19 protein-coding genes are annotated in these 16174 nt (G+C 70.9%); 14 read left to right on the forward strand and 5 right to left on the reverse strand.

All coding sequences use genetic code 11. The features are described from left to right. Positions 1–155 precede the first annotated feature (155 nt). Complete coding sequence (locus AC5L36_RS02640; RefSeq protein WP_441220049.1) at positions 156–518, reverse strand: hypothetical protein; 363 nt, start codon at positions 516–518, stop codon at positions 156–158. A gap of 16 nt (positions 519–534) precedes the next feature. Then, a complete protein-coding gene (locus AC5L36_RS02645) occupies positions 535–849 on the reverse strand; it encodes a PIN domain-containing protein (protein WP_441220050.1) in 315 nt (104 codons plus the stop codon). A 310-nt stretch (positions 850–1159) separates the two neighbouring features. Between AC5L36_RS02645 and folP the strand changes: the two genes are divergently transcribed. The 7 genes from folP to AC5L36_RS02680 all read left to right on the forward strand — a co-directional run bounded on the left by folP (position 1160) and on the right by AC5L36_RS02680 (position 5770). Beyond that, on the forward strand, positions 1160–2038 hold the full coding sequence (gene folP, locus AC5L36_RS02650; protein WP_441220051.1) for a dihydropteroate synthase: 879 nt from the start codon (positions 1160–1162) through the stop codon (positions 2036–2038). Continuing rightward, complete coding sequence (folB, locus tag AC5L36_RS02655) at positions 2031–2393, forward strand: dihydroneopterin aldolase (protein ID WP_441220052.1); 363 nt, start codon at positions 2031–2033, stop codon at positions 2391–2393. The genes folP and folB overlap by 8 nt, the downstream gene beginning before the upstream one ends. Then, entirely contained in the window at positions 2390–2914 is a 525-nt protein-coding gene (gene folK, locus AC5L36_RS02660; RefSeq protein ID WP_441220053.1) for a 2-amino-4-hydroxy-6-hydroxymethyldihydropteridine diphosphokinase, read from the forward strand. The genes folB and folK overlap by 4 nt, the downstream gene beginning before the upstream one ends. A 47-nt stretch (positions 2915–2961) precedes the next feature. After that, positions 2962–3429 (forward strand): DUF3180 domain-containing protein, encoded by a 468-nt coding sequence (locus tag AC5L36_RS02665; protein ID WP_441220054.1) that lies wholly within the window; start codon positions 2962–2964, stop codon positions 3427–3429. 153 nt (positions 3430–3582) lie between these two features. Beyond that, the gene (locus tag AC5L36_RS02670; RefSeq protein WP_441220055.1) at positions 3583–4914 is read left to right on the forward strand and encodes an ABC transporter permease; all 1332 of its coding nucleotides are present in this window, start codon (positions 3583–3585) and stop codon (positions 4912–4914) included. A 9-nt stretch (positions 4915–4923) separates the two neighbouring features. Then, positions 4924–5229 (forward strand): hypothetical protein, encoded by a 306-nt coding sequence (locus tag AC5L36_RS02675; RefSeq protein ID WP_441220056.1) that lies wholly within the window; start codon positions 4924–4926, stop codon positions 5227–5229. Between the two features lie 43 nt (positions 5230–5272). Beyond that, positions 5273–5770 carry a hypothetical protein gene (locus AC5L36_RS02680; RefSeq protein WP_441220057.1) on the forward strand — a complete coding sequence of 166 codons (498 nt, stop codon included), beginning with the start codon at positions 5273–5275 and terminating at the stop codon, positions 5768–5770. 187 nt (positions 5771–5957) lie between these two features. On the opposite strand, the gene AC5L36_RS02685 is transcribed toward AC5L36_RS02680, so the two are convergent. Beyond that, positions 5958–6959, reverse strand: coding sequence for an ABC transporter ATP-binding protein (locus AC5L36_RS02685; protein WP_441220058.1), 1002 nt, complete (start codon positions 6957–6959; stop codon positions 5958–5960). 2 nt (positions 6960–6961) lie between these two features. Here AC5L36_RS02685 and AC5L36_RS02690 point away from each other — a divergent pair, with 2 nt between their 5' ends. The 4 genes from AC5L36_RS02690 (at position 6962) to AC5L36_RS02705 (ending at position 11047) form a co-directional block, all read left to right on the forward strand. Next, on the forward strand, positions 6962–7651 hold the full coding sequence (locus AC5L36_RS02690; RefSeq protein ID WP_441220059.1) for an ABC transporter permease: 690 nt from the start codon (positions 6962–6964) through the stop codon (positions 7649–7651). Further along, on the forward strand, positions 7648–8379 hold the full coding sequence (locus tag AC5L36_RS02695) for an ABC transporter permease (RefSeq protein WP_441220060.1): 732 nt from the start codon (positions 7648–7650) through the stop codon (positions 8377–8379). The genes AC5L36_RS02690 and AC5L36_RS02695 overlap by 4 nt, the downstream gene beginning before the upstream one ends. A 353-nt stretch (positions 8380–8732) precedes the next feature. Further along, positions 8733–9536 (forward strand): glycine betaine ABC transporter substrate-binding protein, encoded by an 804-nt coding sequence (locus tag AC5L36_RS02700; RefSeq protein ID WP_441220061.1) that lies wholly within the window; start codon positions 8733–8735, stop codon positions 9534–9536. A 230-nt stretch (positions 9537–9766) separates the two neighbouring features. Further along, on the forward strand, positions 9767–11047 hold the full coding sequence (locus AC5L36_RS02705) for a hypothetical protein (protein ID WP_441220062.1): 1281 nt from the start codon (positions 9767–9769) through the stop codon (positions 11045–11047). Between the two features lie 2 nt (positions 11048–11049). Here AC5L36_RS02705 and AC5L36_RS02710 read toward each other — a convergent pair whose 3' ends face one another. Beyond that, complete coding sequence (locus tag AC5L36_RS02710; RefSeq protein ID WP_441220063.1) at positions 11050–12192, reverse strand: NADH-quinone oxidoreductase subunit D; 1143 nt, start codon at positions 12190–12192, stop codon at positions 11050–11052. Positions 12193–12322: 130 nt separating this feature from the next. Further along, the gene (locus AC5L36_RS02715) at positions 12323–13261 is read right to left on the reverse strand and encodes an SAM-dependent methyltransferase (protein WP_441220219.1); all 939 of its coding nucleotides are present in this window, start codon (positions 13259–13261) and stop codon (positions 12323–12325) included. Between the two features lie 135 nt (positions 13262–13396). Between AC5L36_RS02715 and AC5L36_RS02720 the strand changes: the two genes are divergently transcribed. The 3 genes from AC5L36_RS02720 to AC5L36_RS02730 all read left to right on the forward strand — a co-directional run bounded on the left by AC5L36_RS02720 (position 13397) and on the right by AC5L36_RS02730 (position 16161). Beyond that, positions 13397–14263, forward strand: a complete 867-nt coding sequence (locus tag AC5L36_RS02720; RefSeq protein WP_441220064.1) for a Rossmann-like and DUF2520 domain-containing protein — start codon at positions 13397–13399, stop codon at positions 14261–14263. Positions 14264–14312: 49 nt separating this feature from the next. Beyond that, positions 14313–15146: a pantoate--beta-alanine ligase gene (gene panC, locus AC5L36_RS02725; protein ID WP_441220065.1), complete on the forward strand. Its 834-nt coding sequence runs from the start codon at positions 14313–14315 to the stop codon at positions 15144–15146. Between the two features lie 103 nt (positions 15147–15249). Beyond that, a complete protein-coding gene (locus AC5L36_RS02730) occupies positions 15250–16161 on the forward strand; it encodes a septum formation family protein (RefSeq protein WP_441220066.1) in 912 nt (303 codons plus the stop codon). Positions 16162–16174 lie beyond the last annotated feature (13 nt).

Genomic DNA, 16174 nt, shown 5'->3' on the forward strand with positions numbered 1-16174 from the left:
AAGAATTCGGTTGTCGCGCTGTGCCCACCACGCTCCGCTGTTCGGCGCTCGTCCACCGTCGTGGTCAAGGCCCGTAGCCTCACAACTGCACCCCACGAAAACGCTGCGCCGCGCTTCGCGCTGCTCCACATCTCCGCGGGGACCCCGCCTCCCGCTCATAGAAGCTCCTCCCGGACCCGGATCCGGGTCGCGACCAGACGAGGGTCGCGCTGCTCTGTGGCGGGCTCGCGCGTGCGCCGCCAGTCGGTGAGCGCGGTGCGCACCACCATGCGCGCGGGACGGTCGGGATCGACGTACCTGAAGATGAAGGACGTCGTCACGACGGCGAGCGCGATCTCCCATGCCGGGAACAGTTCCACGTCGAACGTGAAGAGGTAATGAATGAACATGAACAGCGGGACGAGCAGCATGAAGACGCCGTACTGCGCGTACGGGAGGTGGATGGGCAAGGTGTATCCGGGCGGGCCCAGGTAGACCAGGCGAGCCCGGTAGATGTCGTCGTCGGTACGCAGCCGCATAAGTGAACCCGCGAACCTACTCGAAGATCAGGTTGATGATGTAGTCACCGACGAAGAACAGTGTTGCCGCGCCGGCGATGAAGGCGAGGCCCACGATCGCGATCGCCGAACTGGTCAGGACCTTTGATATTTCGCCCTTGCTCGCCCGGCCGATAAAGATCACGCCCAGCACCGCGAGCAGGATCGGCGCGATGTTCGTGGCAAAGAACTTGACGACACCGTCGGTGTCGATGCCCTTGGGCTCCGGCTCCGCCGCGGGTATAAGAGCGAGCACGTCAGCGGCGTGCGTGGCGGTGGTCCACGCCGCTGTGACGAGCTCTGTGGTGTTCATTGGAAGAGACCTCCCCGATGCGCGTCCGTCGACGGTGGGAGTTGGCGGATCGCCCCATCACTCTGTGTCTGTGTGCTCACCACGATCGGGTGAACTTTCCCGGGCGTTTTGTCCTGGTTTAGCCTATCTCCTCAAGCTATGACGTCTGAATGATGCGCAATTGCAAAGCGTACGGGGCACCCCCCTTTCTGCCAAGCTACGAAGCTCGTGGCCCGTGGTACCGGCGTGGCTGATGGTAACCGTCTTCGAACGTACGTGCTAACCAGGGGCGCCGAGCAGGCCTTCTAGCGCCGGTCGGTACCGTCTATTCGTGACAGAATCACGCCCAGCCGCAGGAGCAGTTGATCTTCTGCGGTCGGCGCGTCCCGTCGTGATCGGGGTTCTGAACGTAACGCCCGACTCGTTCTCCGATGGCGGACGCTATGTGCGCCGTTCCGACGCCGTGCGACACGGGATTGAGATGCGCGAGCAGGGTGCCGATCTCATCGACGTCGGTGGCGAGTCGACGCGCCCCGGCGCCGAGCGGATCGACGCGGAAACCGAGGCCAGCCGCGTTTTGCCGGTCATCGAGGAGTTGGCGGCGGCGGGCGTAACCCTGAGCATCGACACGACCCGGGCGAGCGTCGCCGCGGCGGCGCTGGAGGCCGGTGCCGCGATTGTCAACGACGTGTCGGGGGGACTCGCCGATCCGGAGATGGCGAAAGTCGTCGCCGAGGCCGGCTGCCCGTGGATTCTGATGCACTGGCGTGGGCATTCGCGGCGCATGCAGGATCTGGCCACGTACGGTGACGTGGTGGCCGAGGTCCGCGCCGAGCTGGGCCAGCGGGTCGACCACGCGCTCGCCGCCGGGGTACACCCCGACCGGCTGGTTATCGACCCCGGGCTGGGCTTCGCCAAGAAGCCGGAGCACAACTGGCAGCTCACCCGGCGCCTGGGCGAGCTGCTCACGCTCGGCTACCCGCTGCTGTTCGGGGCGAGCCGCAAGTCCTACCTCGGCGCCCTGCTGGCCGGTCCGGACGGCGCTCCGCGCCCCGCCGACGAGCGTGAGGCGGCCACGATCGCCACGAGCGTGCTGGCCGTCGCGGCCGGCGCCTGGGGTGTGCGCGTGCACGACGTCCGCGGCACGGCCGACGCGCTCAAGGTATGGGCGGCCTCCGGCGCACCCCGGCTGGCCGGTGCCGATGACTGACCGGATAGCTCTCTCCGGGCTGCGCGCGCGAGGGCGCCACGGCGTGTACGACTTCGAGCGCGAACGCGGCCAGGACTTCGTGGTCGACGCCGTGCTGGAGGTCGACCTCGCGCCGGCCGCCCGGTCGGACGACGTCGCCGACACGGTCCACTACGGCGAGCTCGCTGAGCGCCTCGTGGGAGTGGTGGGCGGCGAGCCGGTCAATCTGATCGAGACGCTCGCCGAGCGGCTGGTCGAGGTATGCCTGGCCGACGAACGGGTGCGAGCGGCCACCGTAACGGTGCACAAACCCCAGGCGCCGATCCCGCACGAGTTCGCCGACGTGGCGGTCACGATCACCCGGCGGCGGTCGTGACCCGGGCCGTCCTGTCGCTCGGCAGCAATCTCGGTGACCGCCTCGGGCACCTCCGCGCGGCCGTCCGCGCCCTCGACGACGTGCTGCTGGTCGCCTCCGGCGTGTACGAGACGCCGCCGTGGGGCGACGACGACCAGCCCGCGTACCTGAACGCCGCCCTGCTGGTGCACGACGCGGCCGCGACCCCGCGCGACTGGCTGGAGCGGGCGCGGGCGCTGGAGAAGGAGGCCGGCCGGGTCCGCGACCCGGACCGCAGATTCGGCCCGCGCACGCTGGACGTCGACGTGATCGCGGTCTGGTCCGAGGAGGGTGAGCCGGTGGTCCGCGACGACCCCGAGCTGACCCTGCCTCATCCCCGCGCCCACCTGCGCGCGTTCGTCCTGCGGCCGTGGATCGACATCCAGCCCTACGCCCAGCTGCCCGGCCACGGCTGGCTCACCGACCTGCTCAACGCCGAGCCGCTCGCCTCAGACGCCCTCGCTATCAGCCCCCGGCCCGACCTCCGGTTAGAGTCGAGCTGATGGAACCGGAGTCTCCACCGCGCGGCTCCTCGCCGCAGGGGCCGCGAATGGGTCCGACCCGGCCCGCCACGCTCCTCGTGGCCGGCCTGGCGGCCGCGGCCGTGGCGTGGTGGATGATCAGCAGCTTCTACGGCGACATTCCCAGCCTGCCGTGGTTGCCCACCGTGACGCTGGCTGCGCTCGCCGTGCTGGAGGCGTATCTGGCGATCAATACCCGGCAGCGGATCGAGCGGCGCCCGGGCCGGGAGCCCGTCGACCCGCTCGCCGTGGCGCGATACGTCGTGCTGGCCAAGGCGTCCTCGCTGGCCGGTGCCATCTTTGCCGGGTTCTACGCGGGGCTGGTGGGCTGGCTGTTCCTGGAGCGCACCCGGGCGGCCGACAACGACATTCCGGCCGCGACCGCGGGTTTGGTGGCGTCGCTCGCGCTGGTCGGCGCCGCGTTGTGGCTGGAGCGCTCCTGCCGCGTGCCAAAGCGCCCGGATGATGACAAGGAATCCGATACGTCAGATAAGTAGGGCGACTCCCGGCCCTCGCGGCGGACACTGGGGGTGACGAGCCCCGGTAGAGCCGAGTACGGTGCGGCTGACTGGCTTCAATCCGCCGTGCGTCCCGATCCGTACAGCTAGGCGGCGTGAAGCCAGGCTGAACGACCACAGGAGGCGCGCGAGATGGCGTACGACGATCCGGCCTACCGTCGGCGAGACAATGGCGGTACGGGTACCGGCGGCCTGCGGGAAGACTCGCGCTTCGGCTCCGACACCGGGTTCGGCACCACACCCGCCTACCAGACCGGCAGTTTTCCCGTGGCAAACGAGTTTCGCGAGCCGGACGCGATGGAGCTGACCCAGCGCCGCGCCGTCTCCCAGGCCGAGCTCGACGACGTCTTCGACGACCCGTCGCACGGCGACCCCGGGCGCGACCGCATGGCGGTACACGTGGTCTGGGAGGTCCTCCTGCTCGTGGCGGCCGGCGCGTTGGGCTTCCTGCTCTACCGGGAAGACTCCGACGCCCTCCGCGGCACCGCCCTCGACCAGCTGCTCGTGCTCGCCGCCGGCCTCGGACTGCTCGCGATCGGAGCCAGCCTCACCCTCCGGGCCAGCGTGCCCAACCTGGCCCTGGGCCCGATCGCGGTCGGGGCCGCGCTGCACTTCGCGGAGCAGGGCGATCGGGGCGTGTTCATCGCCACCGCCGAAGCCGTGGTCGCCGCCGGCATCCTGGGTCTGCTGATGGCGATCGTCGTCGGTGTCTTCCACGTGCCGGCCTGGGCGGTCACGCTCGCCGGCGCGCTGGCCGCGATGGTCTTCATCCAGCAGCGCAGTGGCCCGGTCGACCTACAGGGCGACTACGACCCGACCGGCCAGGCCCTGTACATCTTCGGCGGCGTCGCGGCGGTCTCCGTGCTCGGCGGGCTGATCGGCATGATCAAGCCGGTCCGGCGGGCGGTGGGCCGGTTCCGGCCGATCAGCGACCCGGCCCAACGGCGCGGCGGCGCGGCGGCGGTGCTGGCCGGCGGCGCGCTGGTGCTCTCCAGCTCGCTCGCCGCGGTGGCCGGGATCCTCCTCGTCGCCGGCCAGGACGCGCCCGTGGCGCCGTCGCCCGGCATCGACTGGACCGCGTTCGCGCTCGGCGCCGCCCTGCTCGGCGGGGCCAGCGCCTACGGCCGACGCGGCGGCGTCCTCGGCACCATCCTCGCGGCCGTGCTGGTCACCCTCTTCCTCCGGTACGAAGACGCGATGGACTGGGACATCTCCCGCCTCGCGATCGCCGGCGGTGTCCTGCTCCTGGGCGTGGTCGTGACCCGGATCGTGGAGAACTACGGCCGGCCCCGCTCCCGCGACGACTTCGACGACGAAGAGTGGACCGAGCCCGACCCGCCCTCGTCGGGGTGGGGGAGCACCCGGCGCACCGACTCCTGGGCATCGCCACTGCCGACCCAGTCGACCGCCGCCGCGCGTACGGACCCCTGGGACAGTGATCGGTGGGGCACCGGCGGCCGCTAAGCTCGCGGTATGCCCGAGGCCACGTTCGCTGAGCTGGATGCCCTGTCCACAGAGGAGCTTCGGGAGCGGGCCTTCGCCCGCGCCCGCCGCCGCATGGACGTGGGCTTCTTCTGGTCCGTGCTGAAGCACCTGCCGGACTCCGACGAGGCCAGCTCGCTGGACGGTGCGCCCAACACGGTGGGCCCGACGATCGACGAGGCCGTGGCGCTCTGGCGGGAGTTCACCGGGCACGGGTACGACCCCGAGACCGAGCCGCTGCTGCGTGCCGCGTTCATCGACTACCTGCTGAAGCATCCGGACGAAACAGCGAAATAACGATAGGTTTGAGTGTCCTGGCGCGTTGGGAATTTATGGCGCCATGGCTCTTACCACCACCCGTTACAAGACCACGACGGGCGCGGGCACGCTTGCCGCGCTCATCCTGGTCCTGGTCTTCGGCAGTCCCTGGTACGGGGACTGGGTCGAGGACAACACCAACGCGAACACGGCGGGCGGCTGGTTCCTGCGACTGCTCGCCTGGCCTGCCTGGCGGTTCGACTCGGACGAGCCGGTGCGGGACCTCCTCTCCACCAACCTGCGGGCGATCCTCGTGGTCGTCCTCACCGCGCTATTCCTCTACGCACTGCCCGGCTCGCAGTTGGCCCGGGCTCGCGGCACACTCAGCCAGTTCTTCGCCGGGTGGTCCGCATACGTCTTCGCCGGCGCCTTCGCCTCGCTCCTGGCAGCGCTGATCCACTCCAACCCGACACTGCTCGGCGCATTCCAGGCCGCCGGCTCCGGCGCGACGTACGGCCTGTTCGTCGGCTGGATCATCGGCATCGCCTGCCTGGGTGGCTATCGCGGCCGAGCAACCTGACGTTTTCCTTATCCCTCCCCGGTTGAAGGGCCCTCGCATTTGCCGATGCGGGGGTCCTTCGACGTCACTGTCTTCTGGTTCGTTCGCTCGTGCGGCGCTGAAGGCGACGTCTTCCTCCGCCACCCCAAAACCCCGACTTCGTCGGCGGGGCGGGTACGTCCGGACGCCGCCGCGCCAACTCCCTCACTCACTGCTCCGCGGGGTAGTCGATGCTCAGCAGGCGGTGGCGGGTCAGCAGGCCGACCGGCTTGCCGCCCTCGGTCATCCGCAGGTAGTCCGAATTGGCCACCAGCATCGTGGCGAGGGCGTCGTAGAGCGAGGTGCCGAGCTCGGCGGCCGGGTGCGCGCCGTCGTCGCCGGTGAGCGGCTCGAGCATGTCGCGGGTGACCGGCGTGACCGCGAGCCGCCGGATGCCCCGGTCGGCACCGACGAACTCCCGGACGAACGGGGAGGCCGGCCGGCCGAGCAGGTCGGCGGGCGAGTCGTACTGCTCCAACTTGCCGCCCTGCGAGAGCACCGCGATCCGGTCGCCGAGCCGCACCGCTTCGTCGAGGTCGTGGGTGACCAGCACGATCGTCTTGCGCACGTCGGCCTGTAGGCGCAGGAACTCCTCCTGGAGCCGGGCGCGCACGATCGGGTCGACCGCCGAGAAGGGCTCGTCCATCAGCAGTACGACCGGGTCGGCGGCCAGCGCGCGGGCCACGCCGACGCGCTGCTGCTGGCCGCCGGAGAGCTCTTGCGGGTATCGCTTGCCGTACTTCGCCGGGTCGAGGCCGACCAGCTCGAGCAGCTCGTCCGACCGCTCGCGGATCCGCGCCCGCGGCCAACCGAGCAGCCGCGGCACGGTGCCGACGTTGGCCCGGATGGTCTGGTGGGGAAAGAGGCCTTTGTTTTGGATGACGTATCCGATGCGGCGGCGCAGCTGGACCGGATCGGTCCGCGTGACGTCTTCGCCGTCGAGCAGGATCTTGCCGGCCGTGGGCTCGATCAGCCGGTTGATCATGCGGAGCACCGTGGACTTGCCGCAGCCGGAGGGTCCGATGAGGACCATGAGCTCGCCGGCGCGTACCTCCAGGCTGAGGTCACCCACGGCGACCGTACCGTCCGGATACTGCTTTCGAATCCCGACAAGTTCTATCGGCGCGGCCTTCTTATCCGCCGAGTCGTCGGCGCTCGCGGTAACGTCCACGTATGTCCTTCCGGCTCGCTCTTCAGGAGAGCCCGGGAAACCCCTGGTTTTCCTGGCAGTACGTGCGGGACAACTCCGACACCATCCTGGCCGCGCTGCGGGAGCACGCGACGCTGACGGCCGAGGCCATGCTGATCGCCACGGCGGTGGCGGTGCCGCTCGCCGTCGTCGCGTACTGGTACCGCCCCCTCACCGGGCCGATTCTTGCATTGTCCGGCATTCTGTACACCATCCCCTCGCTGGCACTGCTCGCGTTCGTCGCGCCGTACGTCGGTACGACCAACTCGGCGTCGGTGCTGATCGCGCTCGTTCTCTACGCGCTGTTGTTGATCGTCCGAAACTCGCTGGCCGGGCTCAACCAGGTGCCGCCAGACACGCGGGACGCCGCACAGGGGATGGGTTACGGGCGATGGGGCCGGCTGCTCCGGATCGAGCTGCCGCTCGCGCTGCCGGGCATCGTCACCGGTCTGCGCCTGGCCACCGTGTCGACGGTCGCGCTGGTGACCGTCGGCGCCCTGATCGGGTACGGCGGACTCGGTGACCTGATCTTGACGGGCTTCCGCAACAACTTCTACAAGGCGGAGATCCTCACCGGCGCGGTGCTGTGTGTCGGGCTCGCGCTCGTCTTGGACCTGCTGCTCGCGACCGTGGGTCGGTTGCTGATGCCGTGGAGCCGGAGGGCCGTGCGATGAGGGCCGAAAATCCGATCCAGCAGGCGATGACCTGGCTCAACGACCCGCTCAACTGGACCAACCCCGGCGGCATCCTCGACCGCCTCGGCGAGCACCTGTGGATTTCGGCGGCGGCGGTGGCGCTGGGCTGCGTGGTCGCCTGGCCGATCGGCATGTGGCTGGGCCACACGGGCCGGGGCGGCGGCGCGGTCGTGATGATCTCCAACCTGACACTAGCCATACCCACGATCGCGTTGCTCACGATCCTGCCGCTGACGTTCCTCGGCTTCGGCAAGCCGCCGGTCGTGGTGGCGCTCGCCGTCTTCGCGGTGCCGCCGCTGCTGGCAAACGCGTACACCGGTGTCCGGTCCATCGACCCCGAGGCGCGCGACGCGGCGCGCGGCATGGGCCTGTCCGGTTGGCAGGTGCTGGGCCGGGTCGAGCTGCCGCTCGCGGTGCCGTACCTGGCCGCTGGCTTCCGCACCGCGTCGGTCCAGGTGGTGGCGACCGCGGCGCTGGCCTCCTTCGTCAACGGCGGCGGGTTGGGCCAGATCATCAGCGCGGGGTTCGGCCTTGGCATCTCGGTCGGCGGCGGCCAGATCCTCGCCGGCGGCATCCTCGTCGCGTTGCTCGCGATCGTGGTCGAAGCGGTCCTCGCGGTCGTGGAGCGGGTGGTCACGCCCAAGCCGTTGCGCCGGGTCCGGGGCCGGGCTGCCCGCCGCGCGGCGGCCGCGACGGGAAACGCCTGAAGCTTTCAACTCGGTGACAACAATCGCGGTTTGTTGTCGGTCCCCCCTGTCAAGATGTTGGCTGAACGCGCGGGCGGCACCAGACCGTCGTCCGCCAGACACGCGGCCGGCCCGCAGAGGGTCGCGCCGGGACACGGAAGGCGGGCAGAATTTTGCGCGCACGTACACGTCTGGTGTTGGGCGCGGTAAGCGCTCTCGCCGGAGGCATGATCCTCGCGGGGTGCGGGGATGAAGGATCATCGGGCACTGAGGCTCCGGCCAGCGCCGGCGGTGATGCCGGTTGCGCGCCAGCGGCGGGCAGCCAGCTCGTTGTCCTCGAAGACGACAAAAAGCTGCAAAACACTGACAACATTGTGCCGGCGATCAACGCGAAGGCGTCCAAGCCGGAGCTGATAGCCGCACTCGACAAGGTTTCGGCGGCCCTCGACACCACCAAGTTGATCGAGCTCAACAAGGCGGTCGACGTCGACCGAAAGACCCCGAAGGTGGCGGCCGAGGAGTTCGCCTCCGCCAATTCACTCACCACGGGGATCGCCAAGGGTCAGGGTGGCCCGATCACGATCGGCGCGGCCAACTTCAGCGAAAACCAGACGCTCGGTGAGCTCTACCGGATCGTGCTGACGGCGGCGGGCTACCAGGCCAAGGTGCAGCAGATCGGTAACCGCGAGCTGTACGAGCCGGCCCTGGAAAAGGGCGAGATCCAGGTCGTTCCGGAGTACGCGGCGACGCTCGCCGACTTCCTCAACGGCAAGGTCAACGGCGCGAGCGCGGCCGCGATCTCCTCGCCCGACCTCGACAAGACCATGGAAGGTCTGAAGACGGTCGGTCAGAAGGTCGGCCTGACCTTCGGCACCCCGTCGGCGGCGCAGGATCAAAACGCCTTCGCGGTCACCAAGGAGTTCGCCGACAAAAACGGTCTGAAGACCCTCTCCGACCTGGCCGCCAAGTGCTCCGGCACCGCCACGATCCTCGGTGGGCCGCCGGAGTGCCCGCAGCGGCCCAAGTGCCAGAAGGGCCTCGAGGAGGTCTACGCCTTCAAGGCCGGCTCGTTCAGCTCGCTCGACGCGGGTGGGCCGCAGACCAAGTCGGCGCTCACCACCGGCACGATCAGCGTCGGCCTTGTGTTCTCCTCGGACGGTGCGCTGGCCGCCGGCTGATCCACGTTCCACAACGTCTTTACCGAAACGGTGCGGGAAGCCATTCCCGCACCGTTCCGCCATTTGGGCCCTCCGGGGTGGTACGAATCGCGGAGTTTCGGGGTGACTCGGGGTGATTGGCCCCACTTCCTCGTTGTGCTCATGTGACCGTTCCGTCCGCGGAAGGCCCGTCCCCGGATTCCGGGACCGGCCGTTCCGATTACCCGGAAGTATCGGTAGGCTCCACAGCCATGCCGGCCTCCGCACCGCCATCTGAGCGGCCGGGGCGGCAGCTGCTCACTGTGGTGTTCTGGGTCGGGGTGGGCCTGGCGCCGCTGGCGGCATTGTTGCTGCTGGTGGGCCAGAGCGCTGGGGTGCTCCGGGTGGCCGCCGTCCTCGCCGTGTTCTCCGTCGTGCTCATCGGCGTGTCCATAACTTTGCGGCGCGATGCCGAGACCGTGCGCATCGACCTGGAAGAAACGCTGCTGGAAGAGATCGATTCCCTGCGGGGCGATGTCCGCAACGACATCGCCACTGCCGCACGTGCGACGCACCGGGCCTTCGGGGAAAAGCTCCAGGCCCTGCACGAAAACGTGCAGGCGCTGCGCGTGCAGATGCAGTTGGACGCCGGTCGGGCGCAGGCCGAGCCGCCACAGCAGGCGGGCTACGAGCGGGCCGGATACGCCCAACAGGAGGCGCCCCCCGTGGTCGCGCACGCCTCGATCCCGATGCCGCCGCAGCCGTCGGCGACCGGCCAGGCCGGCGGCCGGGCCCGGGTTCCCGGCGTGGTCCGGCACACCGAGACGGTGCAGGTCACGACCCGGCAGACGATCGTCGACCAGGGCGACGACGCCGACGCGAGCGGCCGGGTCTACGGCGGCACCGCGTACGGCTCCAGCGGCTACGGCGACTCGGGGTCGTACGGGTCCAACGGGTCACACGGCGACTGGTCCGCGTCCGCCCCACCCGCCCCACCCGCCCCGCCGGCACCGGCCCGCAGTCGCCGCGCGGCCGAGCCCGAAGAGGAGTCGTGGACCGACCAGCGGCTGCGCGGTGGCGGCGACGGTCGCCGCCCCCGGCCGTACGAGCGGGGTGACACTGACGCGGGCGACGGCGGTGGCTGGTCCGGCATGCGCGCGGGCGACCGGTGGGCTTCGGTCCGCAGTGACGACCGCGGCCGCGAGGTGCGCATGGGTGAGCGGCGGGCCGCCATGCACCACGACGAGCTGGGCAGCGAGATGCGGATCGAAGACCGCTGGGCCGCGGTCCGCCGCGAGGAGCCCCGCCCCGACGACTACCGTGCCGAGTCCGGCTGGGGTGGCGGTGGCTACCAGGATCGCGGCGGCTACCAGGGCGGCGGGCAAGACAGCTCCTGGTCGCAGGAGCGCTGGGCCCGGCCCGGCCCGGCTGGCGCGCTGCCGGCCGGCGGCATCGAGCCGACCACCTCGTGGGGCCAGCAGTGGGGCACGCCGGAGCGCGAGCCGGTCGGTCGCCGCCGCCGATACCGCGACGAGGACGAGAGCTACCGCTAGCGCTATTTGTCGACGTCGCCGACCACGAAGAACATCGAGCCCAGGATGGCGATCAGGTCGGGCACCAGGCAGCCCGGGATGAGGGTGCTGAGCGCCTGCACGTTCGCGTACGAGGCGGTGCGCAGCTTCATCCGCCACGGCGTCTTCTCCCCGCGCGACACGAGGTAGTAGCCGTTGACGCCGAGCGGGTTTTCGGTCCAGGCGTACGTGTGCCCCTCCGGCGCCTTGACCACCTTGGGCAGCCGCACGTTGACCGGCCCGGTGATCTGGTCGACCCGCTCCAGGCACCGCTCGGCGAGGTCGAGCGACACGTACACCTGGTCGAGCAGCACCTCGAAACGCGAGTGGCAGTCGCCCGCCGTGCGGGTCACCACCGGCACTTCCAGCTCGCCGTACGCCAGGTAGGGCTCGTCGCGCCGCAGGTCGAAGTCGAGCCCGGACGCCCGCGCGACCGGCCCGGACGCCCCGTAGGCCGCGGCCTGGGCCGCCGTGAGCACGCCCACGCCGACCGTGCGGGCCAGGAAGATCTCGTTGCGGCGGATGAGGTTGTCGAGGTCCGGGAGCCGCCGGCGCACCTCGCCGATCGCGGCGCGGGCCCGCCTGGTCCAGCCGGCCGGCACCTCTTCCTTCAGGCCGCCGACCCTGTTGAACATGTAGTGCATGCGGCCGCCGGAGACCTCCTCCATGACCGTCTGAAGCGTCTCCCGCTCGCGAAACGCGTAGAACACCGGCGTGATCGCGCCGATCTCCAGCGGGTAGGACCCCAGAAACATGAGGTGGTTGAGCGCCCTGTTGAGCTCGGCGAGCGCCGTGCGCAGCCAGACCGCCCGCTCCGGCACTTCGAGACCCATCAGCCGCTCGACGGCCAGCACCACGCCGAGCTCGTTGGCGAACGCGGACAGCCAGTCGTGCCGGTTGGCCAGCACGATGATCTGCCGGTAGTCGCGCACCTCGAAGAGCTTTTCCGCGCCCCGGTGCATGTATCCGACGATCGGCTCGCAGGAGACCACCCGCTCACCGTCGAGCACGAGCTTGAGCCGCAGCACGCCGTGCGTAGACGGATGCTGCGGCCCGATGTTGAGCACCATGTCCGCGGTGTCCAACCCGGCCCCGGTGCCAACGGTGACCTCACGCAGGTCGGTCATGCGCCGCCGCCCGCAGCCGACACGAAGCGGAGGGAGCGAAGCGACCGGAGCGACTGGCGGCTACAGGGCGGCACAAAGGGCGCATGACCCGCGCGAGCGGAGCGAGCGCCAGCTAGCTCAGTCATGCCCGTCATAGTCCCACGTTCGTGAGCCACGACGGGTCGATGGCGACCGGGTGTATCAGCCACAAGTGGCCGCCCAGGCCGGCGGCGTCCGTCAGCTCGGCGGCCGCCGACGCGGAGGCCAGCGCCCGCACGTAGGCGGCCGGGTCTGTCGAGGCCTGCGCGAGCGGCGGCCGGGTGCCGTCGACGCCGAGCGCGCGGAGTGCCACCCGCTGCGAGACGAGGGTGTACGGCCACCCGCCCGCCTCGGCCACCGAATCCATCGCCACGTGCGCGGTGATGTCGCAGGTCCCGTCCGGTACCGGTGGCACCTGCCGGCCCGCCCGATATCCGGTCAGCGTCCCGAACGCCGGCCGCTCGCCGCGCAGGTGGCCGTAGTCGACCGCCAGCGCGAGCCCGCGCTCCACCGCCGCCACCGCCTCGGCCCACGCCCGGTCGCGCGACGCACCCACCTCGGCCCGAGGCGAGTCCGGCCACCAGCGGGAGAGCCACTCGAGGTCCGGCGCGGCGACCGGGTCGCCGGGTGACTCCACCCCGGCGCGGTCGACCTTCACGTAGCGGCCACCCTCCACGACATCGAGCGGCACGTTGTCCAGCCACTCGGTGGCCAGCAGCACCCCGACGACACCCGTCGGCGGCTCGGGGCACCAGGCCACGGACGCGGGGAGCGTGGAGGGCCGGGCCGCGCGTTCCACACCGGTCAACGCCAGCCGCCCGGCCAGCGACGGCGGCGCGGAGTGCAGCAGTGCGGAAAGCAGCTCGCCGCGGCCGGCGCCAACGTCGACGACGTCCAGCCGCTCGGGGTGGTCGAGCGCCTGGTCAACGTGTGCCACAAGGCGGAGGATCGCCGAGGCGAAGAGCGGGGAGGCGTGCACGCTGGTCCGGAAGTGCGCGGCCGGCGCGCCGGTGACGAAGAAGCCGCCGGGTCCGTAGAGGGCGTCCTCCATCGCGTCCCGCCACCTCACGATCCACACCCTACGGCGCCCCTCGTGAAAACCTTCACACAGTGTGTGAAGGCGACTTCGCCTGGACGCATACTGACGTTGACCGGTACCTAATCCCACGAGGACTGGATCAACGTCATGATCGTCGGTGTCATCGGGGCCGGGCGCGTCGGCGCGGTGCTGGGCGCGGCCCTCACCCGCGCGGGCCACACGGTCGCCGCGGCTTCCGGCTCGTCGCCGGCCTCGGCCGCACGCGTCGCCCGCCTCCTTCCCGGCACGGCCCGCTTGTCACCCGCCGGCGTCGCCCGCGCCGCCACCGACCTGCTGCTCGTCGCCGTCCCGGACGACGCGCTCGGCCCCCTGGTGGCCGGCCTGCCATTTCTGCCTGGTCAGGTCGTGGCGCACACCTCGGGCGCGCAGGGGCTCGCCGTGCTGGAGCCGGCCGCCGCCAAGGGTGCCCGGACGCTGGCGCTGCACCCCGCGATGACGTTCGCGGGCACCGGCGACGACCTGTCCCGGCTGCCCGGCACCGCGTACGGCGTGACCGCCCCACCCGAGCTCCGTCCCTTCGCCACCCGGCTCGTCGCCGACCTCGGCGGCACCCCGGAGTGGGTGGCCGAGGCCGACCGGCCGCTCTACCACGCGGCGCTCGCGCAAGGCGCCAACCACCTGGTCACGCTCGTCAACGAGGCGGCCGACCGGCTCCGCGACGCCGGTGTCGTCCACCCGGAGAGCGTGCTCGAGCCGCTGCTGCGGGCCGCCCTCGACAATGCCCTGCGGCACGGCGACGCGGCCCTGACCGGCCCGGTCTCCCGGGGCGACGCCGGCACCGTGGCCCGTCACCTGGAGCGGCTGGCGGCCGTCGCGCCCGACTCCGTTCCCGCGTACGTCGCGATGGCCCGGCGCACCGCCGACCGCGCGATCGCCGCGGGCCGCCTGCGCCCGCTCGACGCCGAACGCCTCCTCGACGTCCTCGCCAACCCGCGCCAAGAGGTGGGAGCTTGATGCACCCCGAAAAACGCTCCGCTTCGTTCCACGTTTCCCCGGGGATCCCGTGACCACGCTGGTGCACACCCGGGCGGATCTGGCCGCGGCCCGGGCCGCCATGCCGGGCACCGTGGCCGTCGTGATGACCATGGGCGCCCTGCACGAGGGGCACCGCGCGCTCCTGCGGGCCGCGCGCGAGCGGTCCGACCACCTGATCGCCACGATCTTCGTCAACCCGCTCCAGTTCGGGCCGAACGAGGACTTCGACAGGTACCCCCGCACCCTCGACGCGGACCTCACGGTTTGCGCGGAGGCCGGCGTCGACCTCGTCTTCGCACCCGACCGCGCCGAGATGTACCCCTCCGGTGAGCCGATGGTCCGGGTCAATCCCGGCCCGCTCGGCGAGCGGCTGGAGGGAGCGAGCCGACCCGGGTTCTTCCACGGGGTGCTCACCGTCGTGCTCAAGCTCCTCCAGGTCACCCGCCCACACCTCGCGTTCTTCGGCGAAAAGGACTATCAGCAGCTCACCCTCGTGCGGCGGATGGTGCGCGACCTCGACGTGCCGGTCGACATCGTGGGCGTGCCCACGGTCCGCGAGCCGGACGGCCTCGCCCTGTCCAGCCGCAACCGCTACCTGGCCCCCGCCGAGCGCCAGGCCGCGCTGAGCCTCTCGGCCGCGCTGCGGGCCGGCGCCGAGGCCGCGGCGCGGGGAGGCGACGCCGAGGCCGCGGCCCGCGCCGCCTTCGATTCCGATACGGCCAAGCTGGACTACCTGGTCCTCACCGGGCCCGATCTCGGCCCGGCGCCGGCCGCGGGTGCGGGCCGGATGCTCGTCGCCGCCTGGGTGGGCAGCACCCGACTCATCGACAACGTCGCTGTCGAGATCGCCTCCCCGACGTAACGTTGAGGAACGTCACTCGCCGGTTGTACACCGGAAGTCGGATTTGGCCTGGGTGACGTATGCTCGGCCGTCCGGACAGCAGTGCCCTTGGGGAGGACACAGGATGCGACGACGGTGGATCGCCGCGCTCGCGTTGGGCGGCGCGACCGCCCTGATGCTCTCCGGTTGCGGCAACCCCGCGGGCGTCGACGGCGACCTGACCAACAACTGGGCGGCGATGGGCGAGGCCAAGCCGTTCGTCCCGCCGGCCGAGGTGTGCCACAGCGCCGACTTCGCCGAGGTGGCCTACCTCTCCTCCTTCAACCCGGTCGACTGCGCGAGCGCACACCGGCTCGAGACCGTCTTCGTCGGCGAGTTCACCGGGGCCGCCGCCAGCGGATCGGCCCCACCCGCGAAGGGGTCGCCCGAGGTCCGCGCCGCCTTCGCCGAGTGCGACACCAAGACCAAGGAGTACGTGGGCGCCGACTGGCGCACCGGCCGGCTGCGGCTGGGCGTCGTGCTGCCGTCGCCGCAGGCGTGGGAGGGCGGCTCCCGCTGGTTCCGGTGCGACGTCACCGAGGTGACCAACATCGAGGACAACGGCGACACCACCACCCGCAGCGGCAGCGTCAAGGGCGCGCTGGCGTCGGCCTCGCCCCTCTCGCTCGGCTGCTACCAGGTCAAACTCGCCAAGGACAGCAGCATCGACACGATGCCGGCGGCCGCCTGCAACAAAGACCACAACAGCGAGTTCGTCGGCGTCTACGTCGCGCCCGACGGCCCATACCCCACCAAGAGCGCCGACTGGGACAAGCTCCACGGCGAGTGCCGGAAGATCATCGCCAAGTACGCGGGCGTGCCCAACGACGGCAACCTCAAGTACCGCACCGGCGTCGTCTCGCTGCCCGGCAACGAAGACGAGTGGAAGGGCGGCAACCGCGGCGTCCGCTGCTACCTCTGGCTGAGCGAGCGCAAGGTCAACCGCTCCCTCAAGGGCGCGGGCCCCAACGGCATGCCGATCCAGTACGAAAACTAGCCCAACCCCAATT

Source organism: Phytohabitans sp. LZ39 (assembly GCF_059359075.1).

Excerpts from the sequence above, each read along its gene's own strand:
- AC5L36_RS02640 (WP_441220049.1), bottom strand. The coding sequence starts at position 518 with ATGCGGCTGCGTACCGACGACGACATCTACCGGGCTCGCCTGGTCTAC.
- AC5L36_RS02645 (WP_441220050.1), bottom strand. The coding sequence starts at position 849 with ATGAACACCACAGAGCTCGTCACAGCGGCGTGGACCACCGCCACGCAC.
- folB (WP_441220052.1), top strand. The coding sequence starts at position 2,031 with ATGACTGACCGGATAGCTCTCTCCGGGCTGCGCGCGCGAGGGCGCCAC.
- AC5L36_RS02665 (WP_441220054.1), top strand. The coding sequence starts at position 2,962 with ATGGGTCCGACCCGGCCCGCCACGCTCCTCGTGGCCGGCCTGGCGGCC.
- AC5L36_RS02670 (WP_441220055.1), top strand. The coding sequence starts at position 3,583 with ATGGCGTACGACGATCCGGCCTACCGTCGGCGAGACAATGGCGGTACG.
- AC5L36_RS02675 (WP_441220056.1), top strand. The coding sequence starts at position 4,924 with ATGCCCGAGGCCACGTTCGCTGAGCTGGATGCCCTGTCCACAGAGGAG.
- AC5L36_RS02680 (WP_441220057.1), top strand. The coding sequence starts at position 5,273 with ATGGCTCTTACCACCACCCGTTACAAGACCACGACGGGCGCGGGCACG.
- AC5L36_RS02690 (WP_441220059.1), top strand. The coding sequence starts at position 6,962 with ATGTCCTTCCGGCTCGCTCTTCAGGAGAGCCCGGGAAACCCCTGGTTT.
- AC5L36_RS02695 (WP_441220060.1), top strand. The coding sequence starts at position 7,648 with ATGAGGGCCGAAAATCCGATCCAGCAGGCGATGACCTGGCTCAACGAC.
- AC5L36_RS02705 (WP_441220062.1), top strand. The coding sequence starts at position 9,767 with ATGCCGGCCTCCGCACCGCCATCTGAGCGGCCGGGGCGGCAGCTGCTC.
- AC5L36_RS02710 (WP_441220063.1), bottom strand. The coding sequence starts at position 12,192 with ATGACCGACCTGCGTGAGGTCACCGTTGGCACCGGGGCCGGGTTGGAC.
- AC5L36_RS02715 (WP_441220219.1), bottom strand. The coding sequence starts at position 13,261 with ATGGAGGACGCCCTCTACGGACCCGGCGGCTTCTTCGTCACCGGCGCG.
- AC5L36_RS02720 (WP_441220064.1), top strand. The coding sequence starts at position 13,397 with ATGATCGTCGGTGTCATCGGGGCCGGGCGCGTCGGCGCGGTGCTGGGC.
- AC5L36_RS02730 (WP_441220066.1), top strand. The coding sequence starts at position 15,250 with ATGCGACGACGGTGGATCGCCGCGCTCGCGTTGGGCGGCGCGACCGCC.